At 47.7% G+C, this 17,132-nt stretch carries 12 protein-coding genes; all 12 read right to left on the bottom strand.

What is annotated here, in order from left to right:
• On the bottom strand, positions 1 to 782 hold a 782-nt coding region (locus N477_RS14430; RefSeq protein ID WP_063379450.1), incomplete at its 3' end, for a hypothetical protein.
• A 51-nt stretch (positions 783 to 833) separates the two neighbouring features.
• Positions 834 to 4,613 carry a toxin VasX gene (locus tag N477_RS14435; RefSeq protein ID WP_063364368.1) on the bottom strand — a complete coding sequence of 1,260 codons (3,780 nt, stop codon included), beginning with the start codon at positions 4,611 to 4,613 and terminating at the stop codon, positions 834 to 836.
• Positions 4,610 to 5,635, bottom strand: a complete 1,026-nt coding sequence (locus N477_RS14440; RefSeq protein WP_419555242.1) for a DUF4150 domain-containing protein — start codon at positions 5,633 to 5,635, stop codon at positions 4,610 to 4,612. The genes N477_RS14435 and N477_RS14440 overlap by 4 nt, the downstream gene beginning before the upstream one ends.
• Complete coding sequence (locus N477_RS14445; protein WP_063364370.1) at positions 5,619 to 6,563, bottom strand: hypothetical protein; 945 nt, start codon at positions 6,561 to 6,563, stop codon at positions 5,619 to 5,621. The genes N477_RS14440 and N477_RS14445 overlap by 17 nt, the downstream gene beginning before the upstream one ends.
• Positions 6,560 to 7,606, bottom strand: coding sequence for a DUF2169 domain-containing protein (locus N477_RS14450; RefSeq protein WP_063364371.1), 1,047 nt, complete (start codon positions 7,604 to 7,606; stop codon positions 6,560 to 6,562). The genes N477_RS14445 and N477_RS14450 overlap by 4 nt, the downstream gene beginning before the upstream one ends.
• On the bottom strand, positions 7,593 to 8,744 hold the full coding sequence (locus tag N477_RS14455; protein WP_063364372.1) for a hypothetical protein: 1,152 nt from the start codon (positions 8,742 to 8,744) through the stop codon (positions 7,593 to 7,595). The genes N477_RS14450 and N477_RS14455 overlap by 14 nt, the downstream gene beginning before the upstream one ends.
• Before the next feature lie 10 nt (positions 8,745 to 8,754).
• Entirely contained in the window at positions 8,755 to 9,177 is a 423-nt protein-coding gene (locus tag N477_RS14460; RefSeq protein WP_063364373.1) for a hypothetical protein, read from the bottom strand.
• Between the two features lie 13 nt (positions 9,178 to 9,190).
• Entirely contained in the window at positions 9,191 to 11,221 is a 2,031-nt protein-coding gene (locus tag N477_RS14465) for a type VI secretion system Vgr family protein (RefSeq protein ID WP_063364374.1), read from the bottom strand.
• A gap of 16 nt (positions 11,222 to 11,237) precedes the next feature.
• Positions 11,238 to 13,955 carry a type VI secretion system ATPase TssH gene (tssH, locus tag N477_RS14470; protein ID WP_063364375.1) on the bottom strand — a complete coding sequence of 906 codons (2,718 nt, stop codon included), beginning with the start codon at positions 13,953 to 13,955 and terminating at the stop codon, positions 11,238 to 11,240.
• 69 nt (positions 13,956 to 14,024) lie between these two features.
• Positions 14,025 to 14,993, bottom strand: a complete 969-nt coding sequence (gene tssG / locus N477_RS14475) for a type VI secretion system baseplate subunit TssG (protein WP_039610627.1) — start codon at positions 14,991 to 14,993, stop codon at positions 14,025 to 14,027.
• Between the two features lie 2 nt (positions 14,994 to 14,995).
• The gene (gene tssF / locus N477_RS14480; protein WP_052262396.1) at positions 14,996 to 16,720 is read right to left on the bottom strand and encodes a type VI secretion system baseplate subunit TssF; all 1,725 of its coding nucleotides are present in this window, start codon (positions 16,718 to 16,720) and stop codon (positions 14,996 to 14,998) included.
• 2 nt (positions 16,721 to 16,722) lie between these two features.
• Positions 16,723 to 17,127 carry a type VI secretion system baseplate subunit TssE gene (gene tssE, locus N477_RS14485; protein ID WP_039610626.1) on the bottom strand — a complete coding sequence of 135 codons (405 nt, stop codon included), beginning with the start codon at positions 17,125 to 17,127 and terminating at the stop codon, positions 16,723 to 16,725.
• Positions 17,128 to 17,132 lie beyond the last annotated feature (5 nt).

Here is a 17,132-nt window from a genome sequence, read left to right on the forward strand (position 1 = left end):
TTATAATGCTCTTCTATTGATAAATGTACATCTCGATGTATCGGCTCATTGATATCCATAAACTTCAAAATGGCTGTCCAATGATCTTTTTCCATCCCCCCAAAAGTGGCAATGGTTGGTCGCCACCAAAACTTAGCTGGGTATTTAGTCAACACTAAACCACCCGTTCCCATTTCACCTCCTCCTCTCGCCGCTTGAATGATTGGGCCTTCACACATTTCAACGTCTTCAATCGGGACATAAAATGGCCGTCGCAATAGAGTATGTGAGGTACGCACAAGTCCGGTATGGCGGTTAAACTCAATTCTGTCTAACCAATCCAGCTGTTCCCATAATTTATAAGTCAACCAAGGGCCGATAATAAATAATGCTATACCTGCCAGAATCCACCAAGCGGGCCCTGTAATTAGTCCAAAAACAAAAAAGCCAAAACCACCCAAAAATCCAAAAAGAGAAAGAAAAAAACAAACAAGCCAAATGCCGGGGGCTCTGCGCAAAGCCACCACTTGTCCATCACAATCGCCAATATGATGGAATTCATCAGTATGTTCTCTATCACTAAATGGTCTTTTAAAAGGTTTTGCAACTTTGAATTCACAGCCATTAAGTTTTGCAGCCATAGCTAAACGGTCTTCATAGTTACTATGATGCAAATACTCTTTTGATAAATCTAAATAATAAAAGCCTAAATCTGTGTATTTTGAAACATTGCTACTTCTCAAGCGCATTGCTTCCAGCTGCTGCTCTCTAATTTCCTCTTCTGTTAATGCTTCTTTATTCATAATTTTCCTTTTTTGGTTTTTATTCTTATTTGGCTGCTTTAAAAAATATCTTTACAAGGCTAGCAAACCGGTTGGCTGAGTATAAAAAGCATTCATCGACAAGCCGCCATGGCGCTGCTCAACAACCCCTCCCTGCTTTCGGTCAAACCTAATAGGCAATACAAATTCCTGCTTAGTGCCATGAATGATTGGCTCGCTTACCCCTCTTGGATACGTGGCATAAAGCACTTTAAATTCAAGCCTCATGTCTTGTGAGATTCCTAAAGCGAGCTTAATTTTTGAATAAGTTGTGGTAAATTCCCAACCAGTGCGATTGGGATAGAGTTCAATCGTATCGACCATTTGACTAATTTGGTACCTTGATAAAATACTAAATTCGTCGTCATCTTGTCTTTTATACATAAATACCAATTTTGCGCCATTTTCAGGGTATGAAAGAGGTACGATGAATGAAAACTTCACAGAACCAATCACATTAATAGAGGTAATCGACAAATTGGGGCGATAGAGTGTGTTGTATAAATCATGCAAGGCCAATTCTGGGCTTTCCTCCCACTGGGCAGCACGGATTGTGGCATCATGACTGTCATCGTTTTTGAAGCGCGTCTTGCTTTTGCCCCAGTGGCAAGCCTCAAGCCAAGCTTCTATCGGCTCTTCCGAAAATGCCCATGCGATACCTGCTCCGATCAGTAATATAATCACGCCCACGATCGCAAGCCCCGAAGCCAGTGACACAAGCGCTGCGCTCTGAAATACCAAACTCGACTTAGCCAATATCCCTAAAAGGGATGACAAGGTCATACTCGCTGCCCCAGTCATCATTAAGCCTTGGGAAAGTGCTTGTGCCCCATCGCCGCGCTCATATGCTGACATCATATTGTTAAAAGCAACGTATGTACTAACCGCACTGGCAACAAAGGTCAATGCGTTTGCCGCTAACGAACCATATACCTTAAATTTTAATTGAGATGACCACCAAAAGCGCTTTGATAACGCACTAGGAGGGACAGGTTTATTACGAATAATTGCGTAGCACTGTTTAGGGGACGGCAAACCTATTTTTCTTTCCACCATATTAAGGCCAATATTGCCCATAATATCTGCTGCATCTAAAAGCGCAGAAAACTTAGCTATTGCAGGTGCATTAGGGTCGTTTATAGTACTGTAAAGATTAGCCACTTCGAGGATAGCAACAACAGGTAACAGGTTTCTCAACACCACATCAAGTGTCGCTGGATTAATGTTCATTCGGGCCATTTTGCTCAATGCCTCATTTTCGTGGCTGAGGCCCTTTAACTTCCATTCAGCTTCTAGTTTCTTCAACCTATTATCATCAATTTCACCTGTATTTCTTTTGATAGCATCTTTTAGCTCTTCCACAGCCGACAAATCCATCACCACTAGAGTTTTCTTAATGCGTGTTTGCCCAGCCTCTATATCAGCTTGCTGTTTTTCCATCACTTTAAGCATTTCATCCAAAGAGCCATCCAGCTCTAGAATGTGATCTAATCGCGCTTCAATAGAAGCAAATTCGTCTATTTTTGCTTTTACTAAAGGATCTGTTTGCGGGCTCTCATAGGCACTATCAAACCCTTCTGCAGCCCGTTCAAGCTTTAGCAAGCTCTCTTGGGCGCGTTTGGCTTTATCTAAAAAGTTAAGCGGTACTTTGCCATCAGGTAATTTGTTAGAGTAATAATCGTTAACATCAATATCTATTTCTGTAAGCAAATCGCCTGTCATCACTTTAGCTAAATGCATATAGCGAGTGTGTGGCACTTCACGTAATAAAAGGTCCCGAAAAGACCTACCTTGATAATACTCACCGCTTTGATGTAACAGCTTTAAATTTTGCTTGGTGCGGATCAGCCTAGCACGCGCCCGACTATGGTTATCATGAAGCGCTTCTAACTCTTCCATTCTGTTGGCTAAAACCTGATCCATGCTATCCGGTATTGATTTACCCTCTCCAAATAGCCCAGACTGTAACTCTTGACGCACTTGTGCATTTGCAGCTTGCCTTGCACTGATCTCCTGTTGCTTTAATGCAATACTGTCGTGTAGGTTGTCTATTTCTTTTTGAATCTCTGAACGTTGCGATCTCAACCTCTCTTCTTGTGTGTTTCTATCAGCACTGTGTGCTTTAAAATCTTTGCCAGATCCCCCAGCAGCATAATAGCTGGTTGGTACGGAAAAGCTCACAGCCAATACGCCCCAAACGACATGCGAAGCACGGCGCCAAAACTCGCGTTGCTCGCCAGACATTAAGCCTTCGTCTATGTCTTGCTGAATTTGTTGCTGTAATTCAACTGAAAAAACCGTATCGAATGGGTCACTGCTTTCCCTGCGCGCGCACTCATAATCGCTCAATGCAGTGCCGGTCTTTTTCGGGTACATCAGCGCGGTCAGTTTTAAACTGTTGGCTGCGTTTTCCGTATCTAGGGGGTGCGTGCCCAGCACTTTTAACATCAGCTCTTGGCCCATGTCCTCTTCGTCGATTTGCTTGGCAGCCCTAAAATCTGAGTCATGTACCAAAAAGCTTTCAATTAAGGTTTTGGTGAGATCGGTGTAAGGCGCGGTGACATCACTTATCAGCTCATACACAAAGTTTCGTCTTACATCTTCGTAATAGCCATAGTCCTTCACCGCTTGGTAAAAGCTCATTGGCTCGTCTTCGCGGGTGATATGATCAAAGCCAAATGACTTTTGCACATTGATGGCGCGGGCAGAGGTCAGTGCCTGTTCGGTTTTTAAGTAGCGTCTAAACTCATACTTTGAAAAACCAGCACGCACCCAGCTTTTGTAGTTTTGTGCCATGTCTTGCTCGTGCTCAGAGACCGACATGCCAAGGTCTACTTTTTGCTGAGTGGTATTGGGAAACGCAAAAAACTGCGACTGAATGGTGGTCGCCAGCACATGTTTAGAAATGTTCTTTTGCTCTGGTGCAAAGTCTTCAAAATCATCGGGGGTGAGGGGCGACCCTTTGATAGACTCCATCGACAATTGCTGGATGTTTTTACGCTCTGAGACGATTTCAGCGGCAAGGTAACGGGCCACGCCTATTGGGTCTTTTAAGACCGGGCGGTGCAGGCCATTTTTTGGCATACGCGGCAGTGGGATGTGCTGTGGCGCCTCATCATTGCTATAGCCTTGTGCATAGTTACCCAATTTATCAAGCACTTGCATACGTTGGCTGCGGCGCTCGCTCGCTGCGTCATCATTGGTGCCCGGCTGAACTCTTGGGCCATAGTTTAAGCGCGGATCATTTTCGCTCATGCCGCCAAAGGCTTCAATTTGTCGCCAGCACCACTGGGTTTCACTGAATGCAATTTCTACTCGGCATGGCTGACCATACAATTTGTTGGGCACCAGCACTTGCTTAAGCTGCTCACCCGTTGCCACGCGCTCACCAACTTGGCCGTGCTCATCAATGCGCCACACTTGCGGGCCTTTTTGGTACGCAAGGTTCACATCTTTAAAATAAGAAATGTCTTCTTCTTCGTGCTCTGTGACTTCAAGCTCGCGCCATAAGTGACCGTCTACATAAATGTATAAATATCCGGGTCTTAAGTTGGTTAGTTTGCGCTCAGCGGCGCCATCTGGGGTGCACTCACACAAGGGGTAAATGTACACCAACTCAACATCGGCGTTATTATTGTTTTGTGTGGTGTTGGCAAAGCCCAGCGGAATTTTATAAAAACCGGTTTTGGCCTGATCTTCGCTGTAATCTTTGATCATCAATGAGACTTGCTCTGAGTCACTGGCATAGCCTTCAAACACCAATTCGCGATAAGCGCCTTGCTCATTGACGCTAGTGGGAGCTGTACTTGTCATCCGATCCTGATCCTTTCCTGTGAATTACTGATCCCCGATACCACCAAGGTGATATTTTTATCGCCCTCTTGCGGTGCTGGGGTGGGGCGGTTTTCAACGCTGAGTCGCTGCACTGGCATACTGCCTGACTGCATTAATGGCGAAGGCGGGGTATTTTTGTTGTTCGATATCATGATATCCCCTTGGCGCACCGCTGGCTGGTTTTCAATAAACACATTGAATGAGCCCAACATAAACTCCGCTTTGCCTTCGGTCACGCCGCTCATAATGCCTTTTTTGTCACCGGGTTGATCCCCTGTGCTCTCGGTAAATTCGCTATCTCGTGTCCCTGCTGGGTTACCGTTAATTTTCACTGAGCTGGCGGTGTTGGTGATGTCATCGGTTTTTGCCACATTGCAATAGGGAATGGGCACCACAGGAATGCCAATGGTGGTTAAGCAAATATCCAAACTCATCAGTTTGCCTTTGCTTTCAACATGGACTGCGGAGCGGCCATTGATCAGTACATTTTTCCCACTGGCCATGCGCACTTGTTGCTCATTTGCCTCAGTGTCTTTAGTTATCTCACTTTGCTCACCGGCCTCCCAGCCAAGTTCTTCGCTGGCAAGGCGTAATAAGGCATCGGCATCGTTCACTGGCTTGTTAACGTCCATGCCCGTTACAGGCTCGATGTGTGGCAAGATGGGCTGATTGGCTTCTTCATCCCATTCCGGGGGCGGAATAATGTAGTCAGGAATAAACTCTGTGATCAGATCGCCCAAAGTATGGTCGCTGTATTTGGGCCTATCTATTTCGTCACGAAATGCACTTTCGCCACTGCTTTTATCAGCAAATACCGCCACGCCACTGGCTTGGCCTAGTGCGCCATTGCGCTTTGCCGCTGCGGTTAAGCCCAGTAAAACAGGGTTGTTGTGACGCCAAGTTTGGCTGCCGCCACTGCGCAGCTCTGCACTGGTGGCATCAATGTCATATTGAACCGTTCCGGCTTGCTTTCCTTGGCCGGCATTAATGTAACTCATCATCACTCCTTGTCAGTTGCCAAAGTTGTGGCTGCGTGTGCTCAACTATCAACCACACTTTGGGGGATGTGTACTGAATGGGTAAATCTAAATAGGCAAAGCCAAGTACCAAGGCCATTAAGGTTTGCGCGACCCCTGCATGGCCACATAACCTGCCCGGCTCTTTTAATTTAATCAAAGAGGCGGATCCGTTGCTATCCGACTGCGTTGCTGCTTGATATAGATGACAACTGGCATCAAACCACATGTTGTGCCATGCCTTAGTACTCGCCATATTGGAAATATAAATGTCTTTTAAGTCTGCTTTTACCTGTTTTAACTGGCTTTTTAACGGGTTATTGCTGCTTTTTAAGCACATGGCTTGCTTGTTTTTACCGAGCAGTAACGCACAGGCACCTTCGCTCATGATCATGCCTTCAGTGCCATCTTGGCGCTGTAGCTTGTCTTGCCAATCACTGTCATACAAAATTTCATGCCCTGTACAGGCATCTGCCGCCACCACCACAGTGCCATCGGGCAGGGTTAAATCAATATCGTCACTTTGACTTATCAACACATCTTGTAACTCACATTGCTCGCAAAGTGCGCTGAGGGCTTCATCACTGATTAACGGATCTGTGCCTTGCTGTGGGAGCACAAAATGAATGCGGTTAGACCATGCAATGGCACCCGTTTTTTCTCCTCGCAGCAACGCAGGGATGGCCAGTCTTGTCATCAAGTCGCCCAGCATCAACTCAATACGGGCAGCACGCGGTAAATTGGCCAAAGGTCCAAGCTTGGCGACAATGGCTTTCGCCATGCCTTCTTCTTCCTCTAGGTTACTGGTGGCGGTATAAGTCATGCCATTTTCAATGGCGCTATAAAATGCGCTTAAGGTTGTGCCCGACGTATTTATATGGCCTAAATAGCTAATGTAGCATTCGCTGCTCATACGCTTGACTCTGTATCCGGCAGTGGTGCTTGCTCTGGCATGACTATCAAGGTATCCATTGGGTGGATCCCGTCTTGTTTCATCGTGGTGCGCCATAGCAAAGAAAATTGCTGCGTATGGGTGTCAAGAATTAAGCTATCACACACCATATTTAACGGCGTTTGCATGGCGCCGCGCATCATCACCAACTCAGGTTTGATATAAGGCAATTCAAAAGTGACTTTTTGGCCATAAGGCTGGCCCTTAGTTAAGCCACTCAGTGCGATTGTGGTATGCGGCTTTAAGGTGCAAGGCAAGCACTGATCCGCTGGCGCATAGTTATAATAATTGGCACATAAAGCTTCAACATATGGGTAGTCACCTGCAACCACGGCCTGAATATCCAACTCAGGCTGCAACTCTAAACGCGGTGACCAAAAATGCGGAATGGGTGCAAAGCTGGCAACCGGTGTGGTATCTCGCGGTTTTCTTAACACCTGATCAGCATACTCCACTTGCGGTAATAGCTGTCCGATCCCGTCTCGGTTTCTGAGCTTAAAGCCTCGACCTATGGGGTTTTCTCTGTCCATACTTTGTGGGTTATTCGGTGCTTGACCACCATACGCCACCGCGTAATTGAGCAACAATGGCCTCAGTGGCTGTAAATCCTTTGCCACCGCACCAAATAAAGACCAGCGCCAGCGTCGCTCTCCGGTCACTCGCAAGGTTTTATTCATCAGTACGGCATTGTCACTCAGTAGGTCAACGCCCACCTCCATCACATGGGCAGCCCGATCACTGGGCGGAAAACAAGTAAAACGTCCATACCATTCAAACCCTTGCTTAAACGGCACCATGTCATTGGCGGCGATCAATTCACACTGCGCGCCTTCGCCTTGAAAGCCATCGCCCATGGTGATCTCAGGACCATTTAGCTCTTGGGTGACCTTGCCTTGCTTGTCGTATTCAAAGTTTTGCTTTACCACCACCACATAACAAGGCTGAGAGTCTTTATCCCAGCTTGGGGCAATTTCAGCAAACCATGCTGAGTCATTTACTAACATCCGTTGTTCTCCTATCTATAAATTCCCAGTGTCTTGGCGTGCAGGGTAAAAAATACAACATCGCAGCGATTTTTTGCTCATACTGCGCTGCCACCAGCTTTTGTACTAATATGCCCTTAAATTGCTTTATCAACTGAGCATCCAAAGCCGCAAAGCTTTTTCCTTGCAGCACATAGTCGCCTTGCTCCTGCAACACTGTCTGACGGCATGTCTCTGCATGTTTCACACAAGGGATCTGCAACCCGTCTTCGACTTGCCCCTCCCCTTTTGCCAAACTGATGGCCGCCACCAACTTAAGCTCTTTATCTGTGAGTATTTGCCATGCCTGATAAGCAGGCTCACTCATAGGCTGCGTATCGAGCCAATTGACTAACAGTTTGAGCGTTTTTTTATGAGCAAAGTGGCTAAGTACATGGGCACTGTGTAAGGGGTAATGCTCACAAAATGCCACACAGGCTTCTTGCCAATCTGGCAACTGTGCAATACCTGCAAGGCAAAGTAGTTGCGCCTTATGCTCCGCCTCATCGGTAGCACTGAAGGTTTTTAATAACTGCGCCGCAAATTCGTCATGTGCAAACAGCCACATGTTGACTAACGCCGCATGAACAAACTCAAAATGCGTGCTTTGCAGGGCTTGCTGAAGCTGTAAAGCATTTAACGGTTGGCCTGCAAACGCCAATCTCACTAACCAAGGCTCTGGCGTTTCAATACTGGTCAGCATGGTCTGGCGCTCAGCGTCGCTAAAATCGCTCAGCCACGCTTGTGTACTCATTGCAAACAGCGCACTTGCGCCGCTTTGACGCCAAATGGGCAGATCTGTACTGGGCACCTTGGCCTCTGCCAGCCACATTGCTAAAAAAGTATCTAGCCAAGGGGCTTGCTGCGCGTTTTGTTCATGCCAAGGCAATAACGCCTGCCAATCGGCTTTAATCATGACACTGAGCGCTTGCTCATCTAGCCATTCAAACTCGCTGGGCTGTGCGTGTGACAGAGTGTAAACATGGTTAACCAGAAAGTAGTGCAAATCATCAAACCTGTGTTGACGCACAATCCCTGACTTTTCAAGCTCGCAAAGCTGTCGCCACAACTTTTTTATCTGTTGCTTGTGAAGTGGCACCTTGGTGACTGCTGAAAACATACCTGCCCTGCTAGTTCAATCTAATTGGCCAGCCTTGCAGGCTCAGATCTTTTTTGGTTTCAGCGGATAAGCTATCTCCTTCCAATAAAATCGAGCCATCGCCATAAATCTCAATCGAGCCTTTGGGCGTTTTAATGCAAATGCTTTGGTCGGCTTTGATGCTCACTTTGCCTCGATTATCATCAAACTTGGCACATGGAAAACTGCCGCTGGTTGCCAGTTTGCCAATCACCACTGGCTCTTTAATGCTAAGTAGCACCACTTGATCGCCTTTTTGAGCACGCGACACACTTTCCAGCTGACCCACCACGTCGACCTCTCGGCCACTGTTGGCCAACATCACACTGACTATTTTGCCCACCTCATCCACCAGTAATACGCTGGCCACCAACTGACTGGCCGCAGGTAAATACGCCAAATTATGACTGTGCATTTCCCATCTCCTCTTAATTGTTCGCTAATGCATTGCCAGAAATAGAAATGTTGCGCGCGCTTAAGGTCAGGTTAGTGCCGTTAATGGTAATATTGCCAGCCCCATCAATTTCGATGCTGCCACGCCCTTGTACCAATTGAATAGACCCTTGACCTTGCGTTGATAACGTCAGGTTATTACCACTACTTAAGGTAATTTCACCGGCGTTTGCGCTCATTTCGATGTTGCCTTCCTGGCTGTGAACATTGATCTCTTGGGCTGCTTCCATACTCAATGCTTGTGTTGCTTCGAGGTCAATATCGCCATCCGTTGCTTGAATTTTAAAGTTTAAGTCCGCGGTTAAACGGATCCCCCGCGCACCGTGCAGTTCAAGTTCTGCATCTGTACTTTGAATCGCAATGCGATCTGCGGCTTTGACTGTTAGCTCGTCAGAGGCGGTGACATTGAGGTTGCCACCCGCTTGCATGGTCAGATCTTCTTGCGCCTGCAAGCGCATTTCTCCTCGGCTAGATTGCAACATGACCTTTTCTTGTCCATCGGTTGCATCTAACAGCAGGCTATTGTCATCACTGGCCGTGGCCACTTTAATTTTGCGCTCTCCCTCTTTGTCACTCATCACCAGCGTATTGCCAGCACGGGTAACAATTTTGTTTTCATAGGGATTATTGCTGCTCACAGGGCTTGGTGCTTGGGCGTTATAAAGCGCGCCTAAGATCACCGGACGATCCAAGTCGCCATTTTCTCCACACACTAAGACCTCTGTGCCTTGGGTGAGCGGAAAGTGCATGCCATGGCCTTGACCACCATAGGTTTGTGTTAATCGGGTTGGTCTGCTTTGCTGGCCTTCGCCATCTTGGTTAAAAGGCAGTTTGACTTGATATTGACCTGTCTCATCCACCTCTTGCTCAATGGTGGCGTTAAAGGTGGCAAAGACCCGTCTTTTTGGGCTGGGCTGGGCACAGTAATCTTGCGCAATTGGCAGTAACACGGCCTGATTTTTATAAGTCAGCCCAGTGACTTTGCTGCCATATGCCACGCTGCCAGCCTGACAGCCTTGATGTGACACATGAGTCACTAGGTATTCACCGGAATAGCTGGGATGATCTGTGACTGTTAAGCACACCCCTGGGCGCAATGCACGGCAGTCCGTATCTGCGATCAGGGTTTCTCGCTGGCAATCTAGGCTGCGTTGATGCACTTCAGCTAAGTCATTGCCATCACCGTCACTGGCCAAGTTGTCACCAAAATGCGCGCTTTCGCCAAAGCCGCTGATGTCAGTGTTATTGCGGCTACTGCCCTGTATCTGGGCGCCACGCTCATAATGGCTGTCGTAATAGCGCACTTGCTCGCTGAGCATGGTGGCTTTTTTAGAAAACGCGAACACGCTTTCGCATGTGCGCACCTGCCCGCTCGGTGAAACAAAAGGCAAGGTGATCTCTTTAAGCGGTCTGGCAAATTTATCACTCGACTCGCAAATGGCCAGCTTGGCAATGCCATAGTCGGTTTCTCGCCAGCCATATACATAGCCGTATCGGCGCATCAAACGTGTGATAAAGTCGTAATCACTTTCATCATATTGCACCACCATATCAAGCGTTGGGCCGCTGACTTGTAAGTCGAGCTGAGCCGATGGGAAATCACACTTTTGCAGCACGCTTTGGATGATCTGCCCAGGATTCATATCGGTAAATATCCGGTTTGAACGGTGTTGCTTAAGCTTTGCAAGACCTGATTGCAAAGTTAAGGTATACACATACCCCTGATGAGACTGACCATGGCAAATATAATTGGTTAAAAATCCGGTCACGGTGAGATCTTCAGTGCTCCACGCAATGATCAAGCTGATGTCTTTGCCGATCAATACATCCGGCTCCACCAGCTCTTCGCTCAGTACTTGAATGTCAAATATGCAATCATCACACAGGGCATCAAGATCCGCTTGAAAGGATTGCACCTGAAACAGCGCATCACTCAGCCCTGCAATCGTCACCCCAAAGTGGCTTTCATCGGCGCCGGTCAGTTTTCCCGCATCTAGTCCAAACATGGTGCTGCTCCCTCAGTTAGGCCAGATCGGCAAATACAGCTTCAATTTGCCCGTCATCATTTAAGGTTAAAGTCAGCAGATCTGGCATATCTTCTTCGCTCAAAAAGCCTAAAATTGAGCGGGCAACACCCGGCAATATTTGCTGTTCTATGGTGGCATTAACCAAGCGAGCGCCGCTGTCAGACAGCGCACATTGCTTTGATAAATGGCTCAATACACTCTGATCAACCCGCAGTGTAATTTGATGATTCTCACTTAAGCGCGCAGCCACTTTCTCCAGCTTTAAAGCGACAATATTCTCTAGTGCATCGCTGTCTAGCGGCTTAAATGGGATCACCTGCATACGCGCCAATAATGCAGGCGCAAAATGATTCAGTAGCTCAGGCTTAATCAAGTTATTTAGCTCAGATAGGCTTGGCATGGTCCAAGGCGTTTGCGCCTCTTCGTCGCAGTCCTCGTCAGCGGTTGGCGTCTCATCTGCTTGCTGGTTTAACAGACCTTGCGCCTCATTGATGGCTTTGGCTAACACGTCTTCGTCGTCTTGATTTGGCGCACGGCATGCCTTGGCGATTTGCTCAGCGGCGATGTTAGAGGTCATGATGATCACGGTATTTTTAAAATCGATTTCGCGGCCTTCGCCGTCGCGCATCATGCCCAGCTCAAACACCTGATAAAACATGTTTAATACATCTGGGTGGGCTTTTTCAACTTCATCAAGCAGCACCACAGAATAAGGACGCTGGCGCACCGCTTCGGTCAACACACCGCCCTCACCATAGCCCACATAACCCGGTGGTGAACCCTTAAGCTGCGACACCGTATGTGACTCTTGGTATTCGCTCATATTGATGGTGGTTAAAAACTTATCACCGCCAAATAGCACATTGGCTAAATGTCGAGCGGTTTCTGTTTTACCCACCCCAGATGGGCCACTGAATAAAAACACCCCAAGCGGGCCTGAAGATGCCGACACCCCAGCTTTGGCCACACGCAGTGACTGCGCCAGCGCACTTAGTCCTTGCTCTTGGCCTACCACCTGCGCACCTAAGCTTTGCTCGAGCGCAAGGAGGTTTTGCAGCTCATCTTTGACCATATTGCCCACTGGGATCCCTGTCCAGTTAGCAATCACTTGTGCCACGGTATCTTGATCAACTTCGCAAAAGACCGCATTGCCCTCTTCGTTTAACGATTTCAATTGGCGGCGATATTCTGGTAATTGGCTTTGCTGTGCACTGGCAATCGAGGCATGGGTGTCTAGTTGCTCAGCGCGGCGCGTTTGCATTGCAGCAAGCTCTGATTGCGCTTGGTCAAGTTCAGCGGCTAACTCTGCACTGACCACATCGCTCTCAATGCCCAGCTCTGCCTCTTGCTCTAATCGCGCCAAACGCTCGGTTAAATAGGTGACACGCTCTTGGGCATTTTCGATGATCACAGGAGAGGTGGCGGCGCCCATTCTCACTGCTGCTGCCGCAGTGTCGAGTACATCAATGGCTTTGTCTGGCAACTGTCTGCCCGTGATATATCGCGCCGATAAACTCACCGCCGCTTCAATGGCGCTGTCGGTAATATGAATTTGATGGTGTTGCTCGTACTTTTCTTTAATGCCACTCAACATCAGTTTGGCATTTTGCTCGCTGGGCTCGTCGACTTTAATCAACTGAAAGCGTCTTTCAAGGGCGGCATCGCGCTCAAAATATTGTTTGTACTCGCTCCAAGTAGTGGCCGCCAGTGTACGCAGCTCGCCTCGTGCCAGTGCGGGTTTCAGTAGGTTCGCCGCATCGCCCATGCCGGCATCGCCACCAGCGCCGATCAAGGTATGCGCTTCATCAATAAAGAGAATAATGGGCGTGCTGGATGACTTCACATCGTCAATCACTTGCTTTAAACGGCGTTCAAACTCGCCTTTTACCCCAGCGCCCGCTTGCAGCAAGCCCATATCTAACACCATGATCCGCACACCCACCAATTCATCTGGCACCGTTTTGGCAACGATGCGCTGTGCAAGGCCTTCCACCACCGCCGTTTTGCCAACCCCTGGGTCGCCGACAAAAATCGGGTTATTCTTGCGCCTTCTGCACAACACATCGATTGCCAAACGGATCTCTTCGCTGCGTCCAAGTACCGGATCAATGCCGCCACTGGCCGCTTTTGCGGTTAGGTCTTCACAAAATGAGTCCAATGCCGTTTGCTCTGCATCTTGTCCATTTTGCTGCAAAGTGCTCGCTCTGCCCGTATCCACAGGTTGAAACGCCATGCGCTCAGTCGAGCCTTTGCAAATTTTATCGAGATTGTCTTTTAAAAAGTGAATATCGAGCTTATCAAGCTCTAGCGCCAACCCAAATGCAGGGCTAAACGGGACGAGATCTTTAAACGCATCAAGCAAGGCAGCCCCAGTGATCCACTCACTGCGGTGCTTCACATTAGCAGTGAGCCAAGCACGCTCTAATAATTCATATAAACGGCGAGAAAACACAGGTTTGCCCTGATTGGCTGCGTCTTGTTGATTAATAAAGCCGAGCGCTTCGTGCCACAGAGTATCTTGGTCAATTTCAAAAAAAGGCAGAATTTTAGCCACATCACCTTCGTGGTGATCTTCCATCAGCTTAAGCAGTAAATGTTCAGGCAAGACTTCATAGTGCTGGCGGCTAGCGGCAAAGCCTGCCGCTGCTTCAAGCGCGCTTGCGGTATGTGCGTTTAATTTATCAATAAGTTGCTTAATGCCTGTCGCGTCCATTTTATTTCCTTGCGATTTAAAATTATTCTGACTCTTTCCTACTTCAGAGCGCGCTCTGAAGACGCCTATTTATGACTGATAATCACTGTCTAAAAAGTTTCTTTGCGCAATGTGCGCTTCTACAATGCCCATACAACTACTGGTGCCAAGCTCACATTCCCCCAAGGGCACTGGATGCTGCTCTTTCACTTCAATTAAAATTTTGACCTGCCATGCCATTTTGCTGCCGGTATGCCAAGTCAGTAACTTATGCATTTTTTTCCCTTCGTCGCCATTTGGAAACAACGCGCGAGCCTGTGCTTCACTCAACGGGCCAATGTCAATTTGCACACGATTACCTGTGATCAATACCTGCCCGCCCAGCAAGCTGTCTTGGCCTAATGTGACGCTATTCTCAGCGCTGATTGGTGGTTTTTCTGTGACTTCTTGCCACTCCACCATGTTGTCAGCAATTTGCAAATTCGGTTGCTTTAGCCCTTGGCGCAGCACTTGTTGCAAGCCAGCAGCACTGGTTTGGTTGGCGCTGGCTAAGTTAAGCTTGCTGCTTTCGCCTTGGCTATTTTCATAAATCGCCGCCACCATTTGGTCAAACTGACGCGCGCCGACGCCCGCTAAATTGATCTGTGATTTTTTCCATGCTTGGTACAATTGGCAGTACAAAATATGATTAAAAATATCTAAAAATGCCCGTGTACGTGCGCCCATTTCTTCATCGTTAGCAGCCTGCTCAAGCAGGTAATGGGGCATCGGCGCATCCACGCCATACAAGCCTAAAAATGCGGTTTCTAGCTTCAGCTTACCGCGCTGGCTGAGCAGCAATTCACAAGCGCGAATATCCGATGCTGGAAAGCCTAACTCTTTGAAGGTGCTCACCAGTACACGTTGGCTTGCGCCTTGCTCTAACTCTCCCTCCATCGCCCAATGCTTTTCGATTAACGACATGGCTTTAAACAAACTAAATTGCCATGGCGCGTCCAGCAATGCGGCGATCGGGGCGGGCAATTTGGCCCAAATTGGGTGTTTTTTTTGCTCTGTCATGGCTATATCTGATAACTCTCGCCGGAACTTATCTGCCAACACCAAGTGTGGTAGCTAGGTACACACGTCACCTTGGTTTGCAAACACTCGTTAATGGGCGCATAAAGCTTAAAAAACTGATGCAATACATCACAAAAATGATAAGCATCTGACAAGCACACAAACTGCTTTTCATTGATGGTCAAATGAATTTCTAGCCCTTTCACAAACACCCCTTTTTGCAGCATTGAAATTGGCTTTGAGTGGGCATCAACAATACTGGCGATCCGGCTTTGATTTTCTGAGCGCCCTGACCAATCAAACAGCGCTAAGAGTTTTTTTAATTGGATCGGATCGGCAAGTTGAGAAAAGCGCATATTCAATAGGCCAATCAACAGCCAGTGTTTTTGCTGCTTGGGGCAGTGCAGCATCTTGCTTGGGCGGATCACATTTTTCATCGTCAGCGCAAAAGGGGCATTGGCTTTAGGAACATGAATGTCGCCCTCTTTTAACAGTTGCCTTGGCCACACGGCATTGTGTGCCAGGGTGCTCGCTGACAGCGTTTGCACAGCATCAATATCATCCATAGAGATCTGCACATACACCTTGGGGGCAGCGCCGCCTGTATCTTTGGATACCAAGCTGTAAAGGTGCTTTTCGTCTTCAAATACACTGGTGTAACGAGACTGAAAATCAACGCTCTCTCCTGAGCTGCGGTTTTTCCCCTTGAGCTCAGTGACCTCAAAGCAAAATGCCTCTGCGGACTTTTCTTGTATTGGCGTAATCGGGTATTCGGTTTGATTATCTAAGCAGCGCATTGGCTCTGCATCACACGCAAACAAATTGACTGCGGGCACACAGTTGAGCATGATATTTTCATGGCTAACTTTATGCCCTGGTGGCAGCTTAACTTGGCTGGTGATCTCAATATCGAGGGTGTTGAGGTTGGCATCAAACTTTAAAAGATGGAAGTTGTTTAGCTCTACAAAATAAAAGCGCTCACGACTATTAAAGTAATCAAGCAGTAGCGCGTAGCCTGGATGGCACTGATCACTGTTGGGTAAGATACCAAACTCGCCATGACCAAAGGCACTGCTCACCGATGACTTAGGGAGCAGCTGGGTGAGTTTGTCAAAGTGACTGCCATAACTGACTTCAATGTGTTCACTGGCGTTGGTCATTAGGTGATATAAGCTGGCACACAGTGGCGTGTCACCACACAAGTAAAAACGCAAAGATTTTAATTCATAGTCACTGACCACACCTTGGCCCAAGCGCTTGAGCTTTAAACTTAACTTAGCACCACTGTGAAACTCCTGATAATCCACTGCATACACTTCAAACGGGGCAATTGGTGTATCTGTCGATGTGGTAAAGTGGCATACCACTGGGGTGGTTTTATCCCCATGGGAGCTAATTTGCGTACCCGATTCGACCGTTGTGGCCCCTTGCATCGTCATCTTAGGGGTGAATTGCATAATGGTCGTGGACGGATAATTACTCAGCATCAGCGGACACACTTGACGCAACACTTGCTCAGAGACTTCTGGTAATGACTCATCAAGGCGCTTTTGCGTATATGCCGTCATATAGGCAACGCCTTCTAATAAGCGCTCAACATGCGGATCGCGGTCTTTGAGCGCATCAATATTAAGCTGCCCCGCATGCTCTGGATATTGCTGAGCGAACTCCTTGCCAGCTTGTGTTAGGAGACGCATTTGCGCATCAAAATACTGTTGCATATCCATGTTTATTCGTCCTTGATCTGAGTATCTACATCGGCTTTGCCGCCTGATGCAAAACGGGTATTCAGTCGAATGATCTCACCGCTTTTTAGCTCTGCGCGAATATCAAAGCGGATCACGCAATTATGTTCTTTAATCTCCACTGGGCGCACAACAATATTGGCAATACGTGGCTCGTATTTTTCTATGGTTTTTTTTACTTCGTTGGCCAACGTATGTTGTGAATAAGGCAGTCCCTCGTAAATATCTTCTACATCGGGTAAACCGTAATCTTCTAAATGCCCCAGCACGCCGCGCCGTGCATTGAGCAACTGCGTTAGATGCTCACACACACTCAATGAGCGCGTCGCTGTTTTATTGGGGTTATATGCTTGTTGTTGAGACTGCGCCAACAGATCAAATAAAGCCATATTGC

Source organism: Pseudoalteromonas luteoviolacea H33-S (assembly GCF_001625695.1).
Lineage (GTDB): Bacteria > Pseudomonadota > Gammaproteobacteria > Enterobacterales > Alteromonadaceae > Pseudoalteromonas > Pseudoalteromonas luteoviolacea_B.

Bases quoted from the DNA above. Each gene is read 5' to 3' on its own strand.
- N477_RS14435 (WP_063364368.1), bottom strand. From the start codon at position 4,613: ATGACAAGTACAGCTCCCACTAGCGTCAATGAGCAAGGCGCTTATCGC.
- N477_RS14440 (WP_419555242.1), bottom strand. From the start codon at position 5,635: ATGATGAGTTACATTAATGCCGGCCAAGGAAAGCAAGCCGGAACGGTT.
- N477_RS14445 (WP_063364370.1), bottom strand. From the start codon at position 6,563: ATGAGCAGCGAATGCTACATTAGCTATTTAGGCCATATAAATACGTCG.
- N477_RS14450 (WP_063364371.1), bottom strand. From the start codon at position 7,606: ATGTTAGTAAATGACTCAGCATGGTTTGCTGAAATTGCCCCAAGCTGG.
- N477_RS14455 (WP_063364372.1), bottom strand. From the start codon at position 8,744: ATGTTTTCAGCAGTCACCAAGGTGCCACTTCACAAGCAACAGATAAAA.
- N477_RS14460 (WP_063364373.1), bottom strand. From the start codon at position 9,177: ATGCACAGTCATAATTTGGCGTATTTACCTGCGGCCAGTCAGTTGGTG.
- N477_RS14465 (WP_063364374.1), bottom strand. From the start codon at position 11,221: ATGTTTGGACTAGATGCGGGAAAACTGACCGGCGCCGATGAAAGCCAC.
- tssH (WP_063364375.1), bottom strand. From the start codon at position 13,955: ATGGACGCGACAGGCATTAAGCAACTTATTGATAAATTAAACGCACAT.
- tssG (WP_039610627.1), bottom strand. From the start codon at position 14,993: ATGACAGAGCAAAAAAAACACCCAATTTGGGCCAAATTGCCCGCCCCG.
- tssF (WP_052262396.1), bottom strand. From the start codon at position 16,720: ATGGATATGCAACAGTATTTTGATGCGCAAATGCGTCTCCTAACACAA.
- tssE (WP_039610626.1), bottom strand. From the start codon at position 17,127: ATGGCTTTATTTGATCTGTTGGCGCAGTCTCAACAACAAGCATATAAC.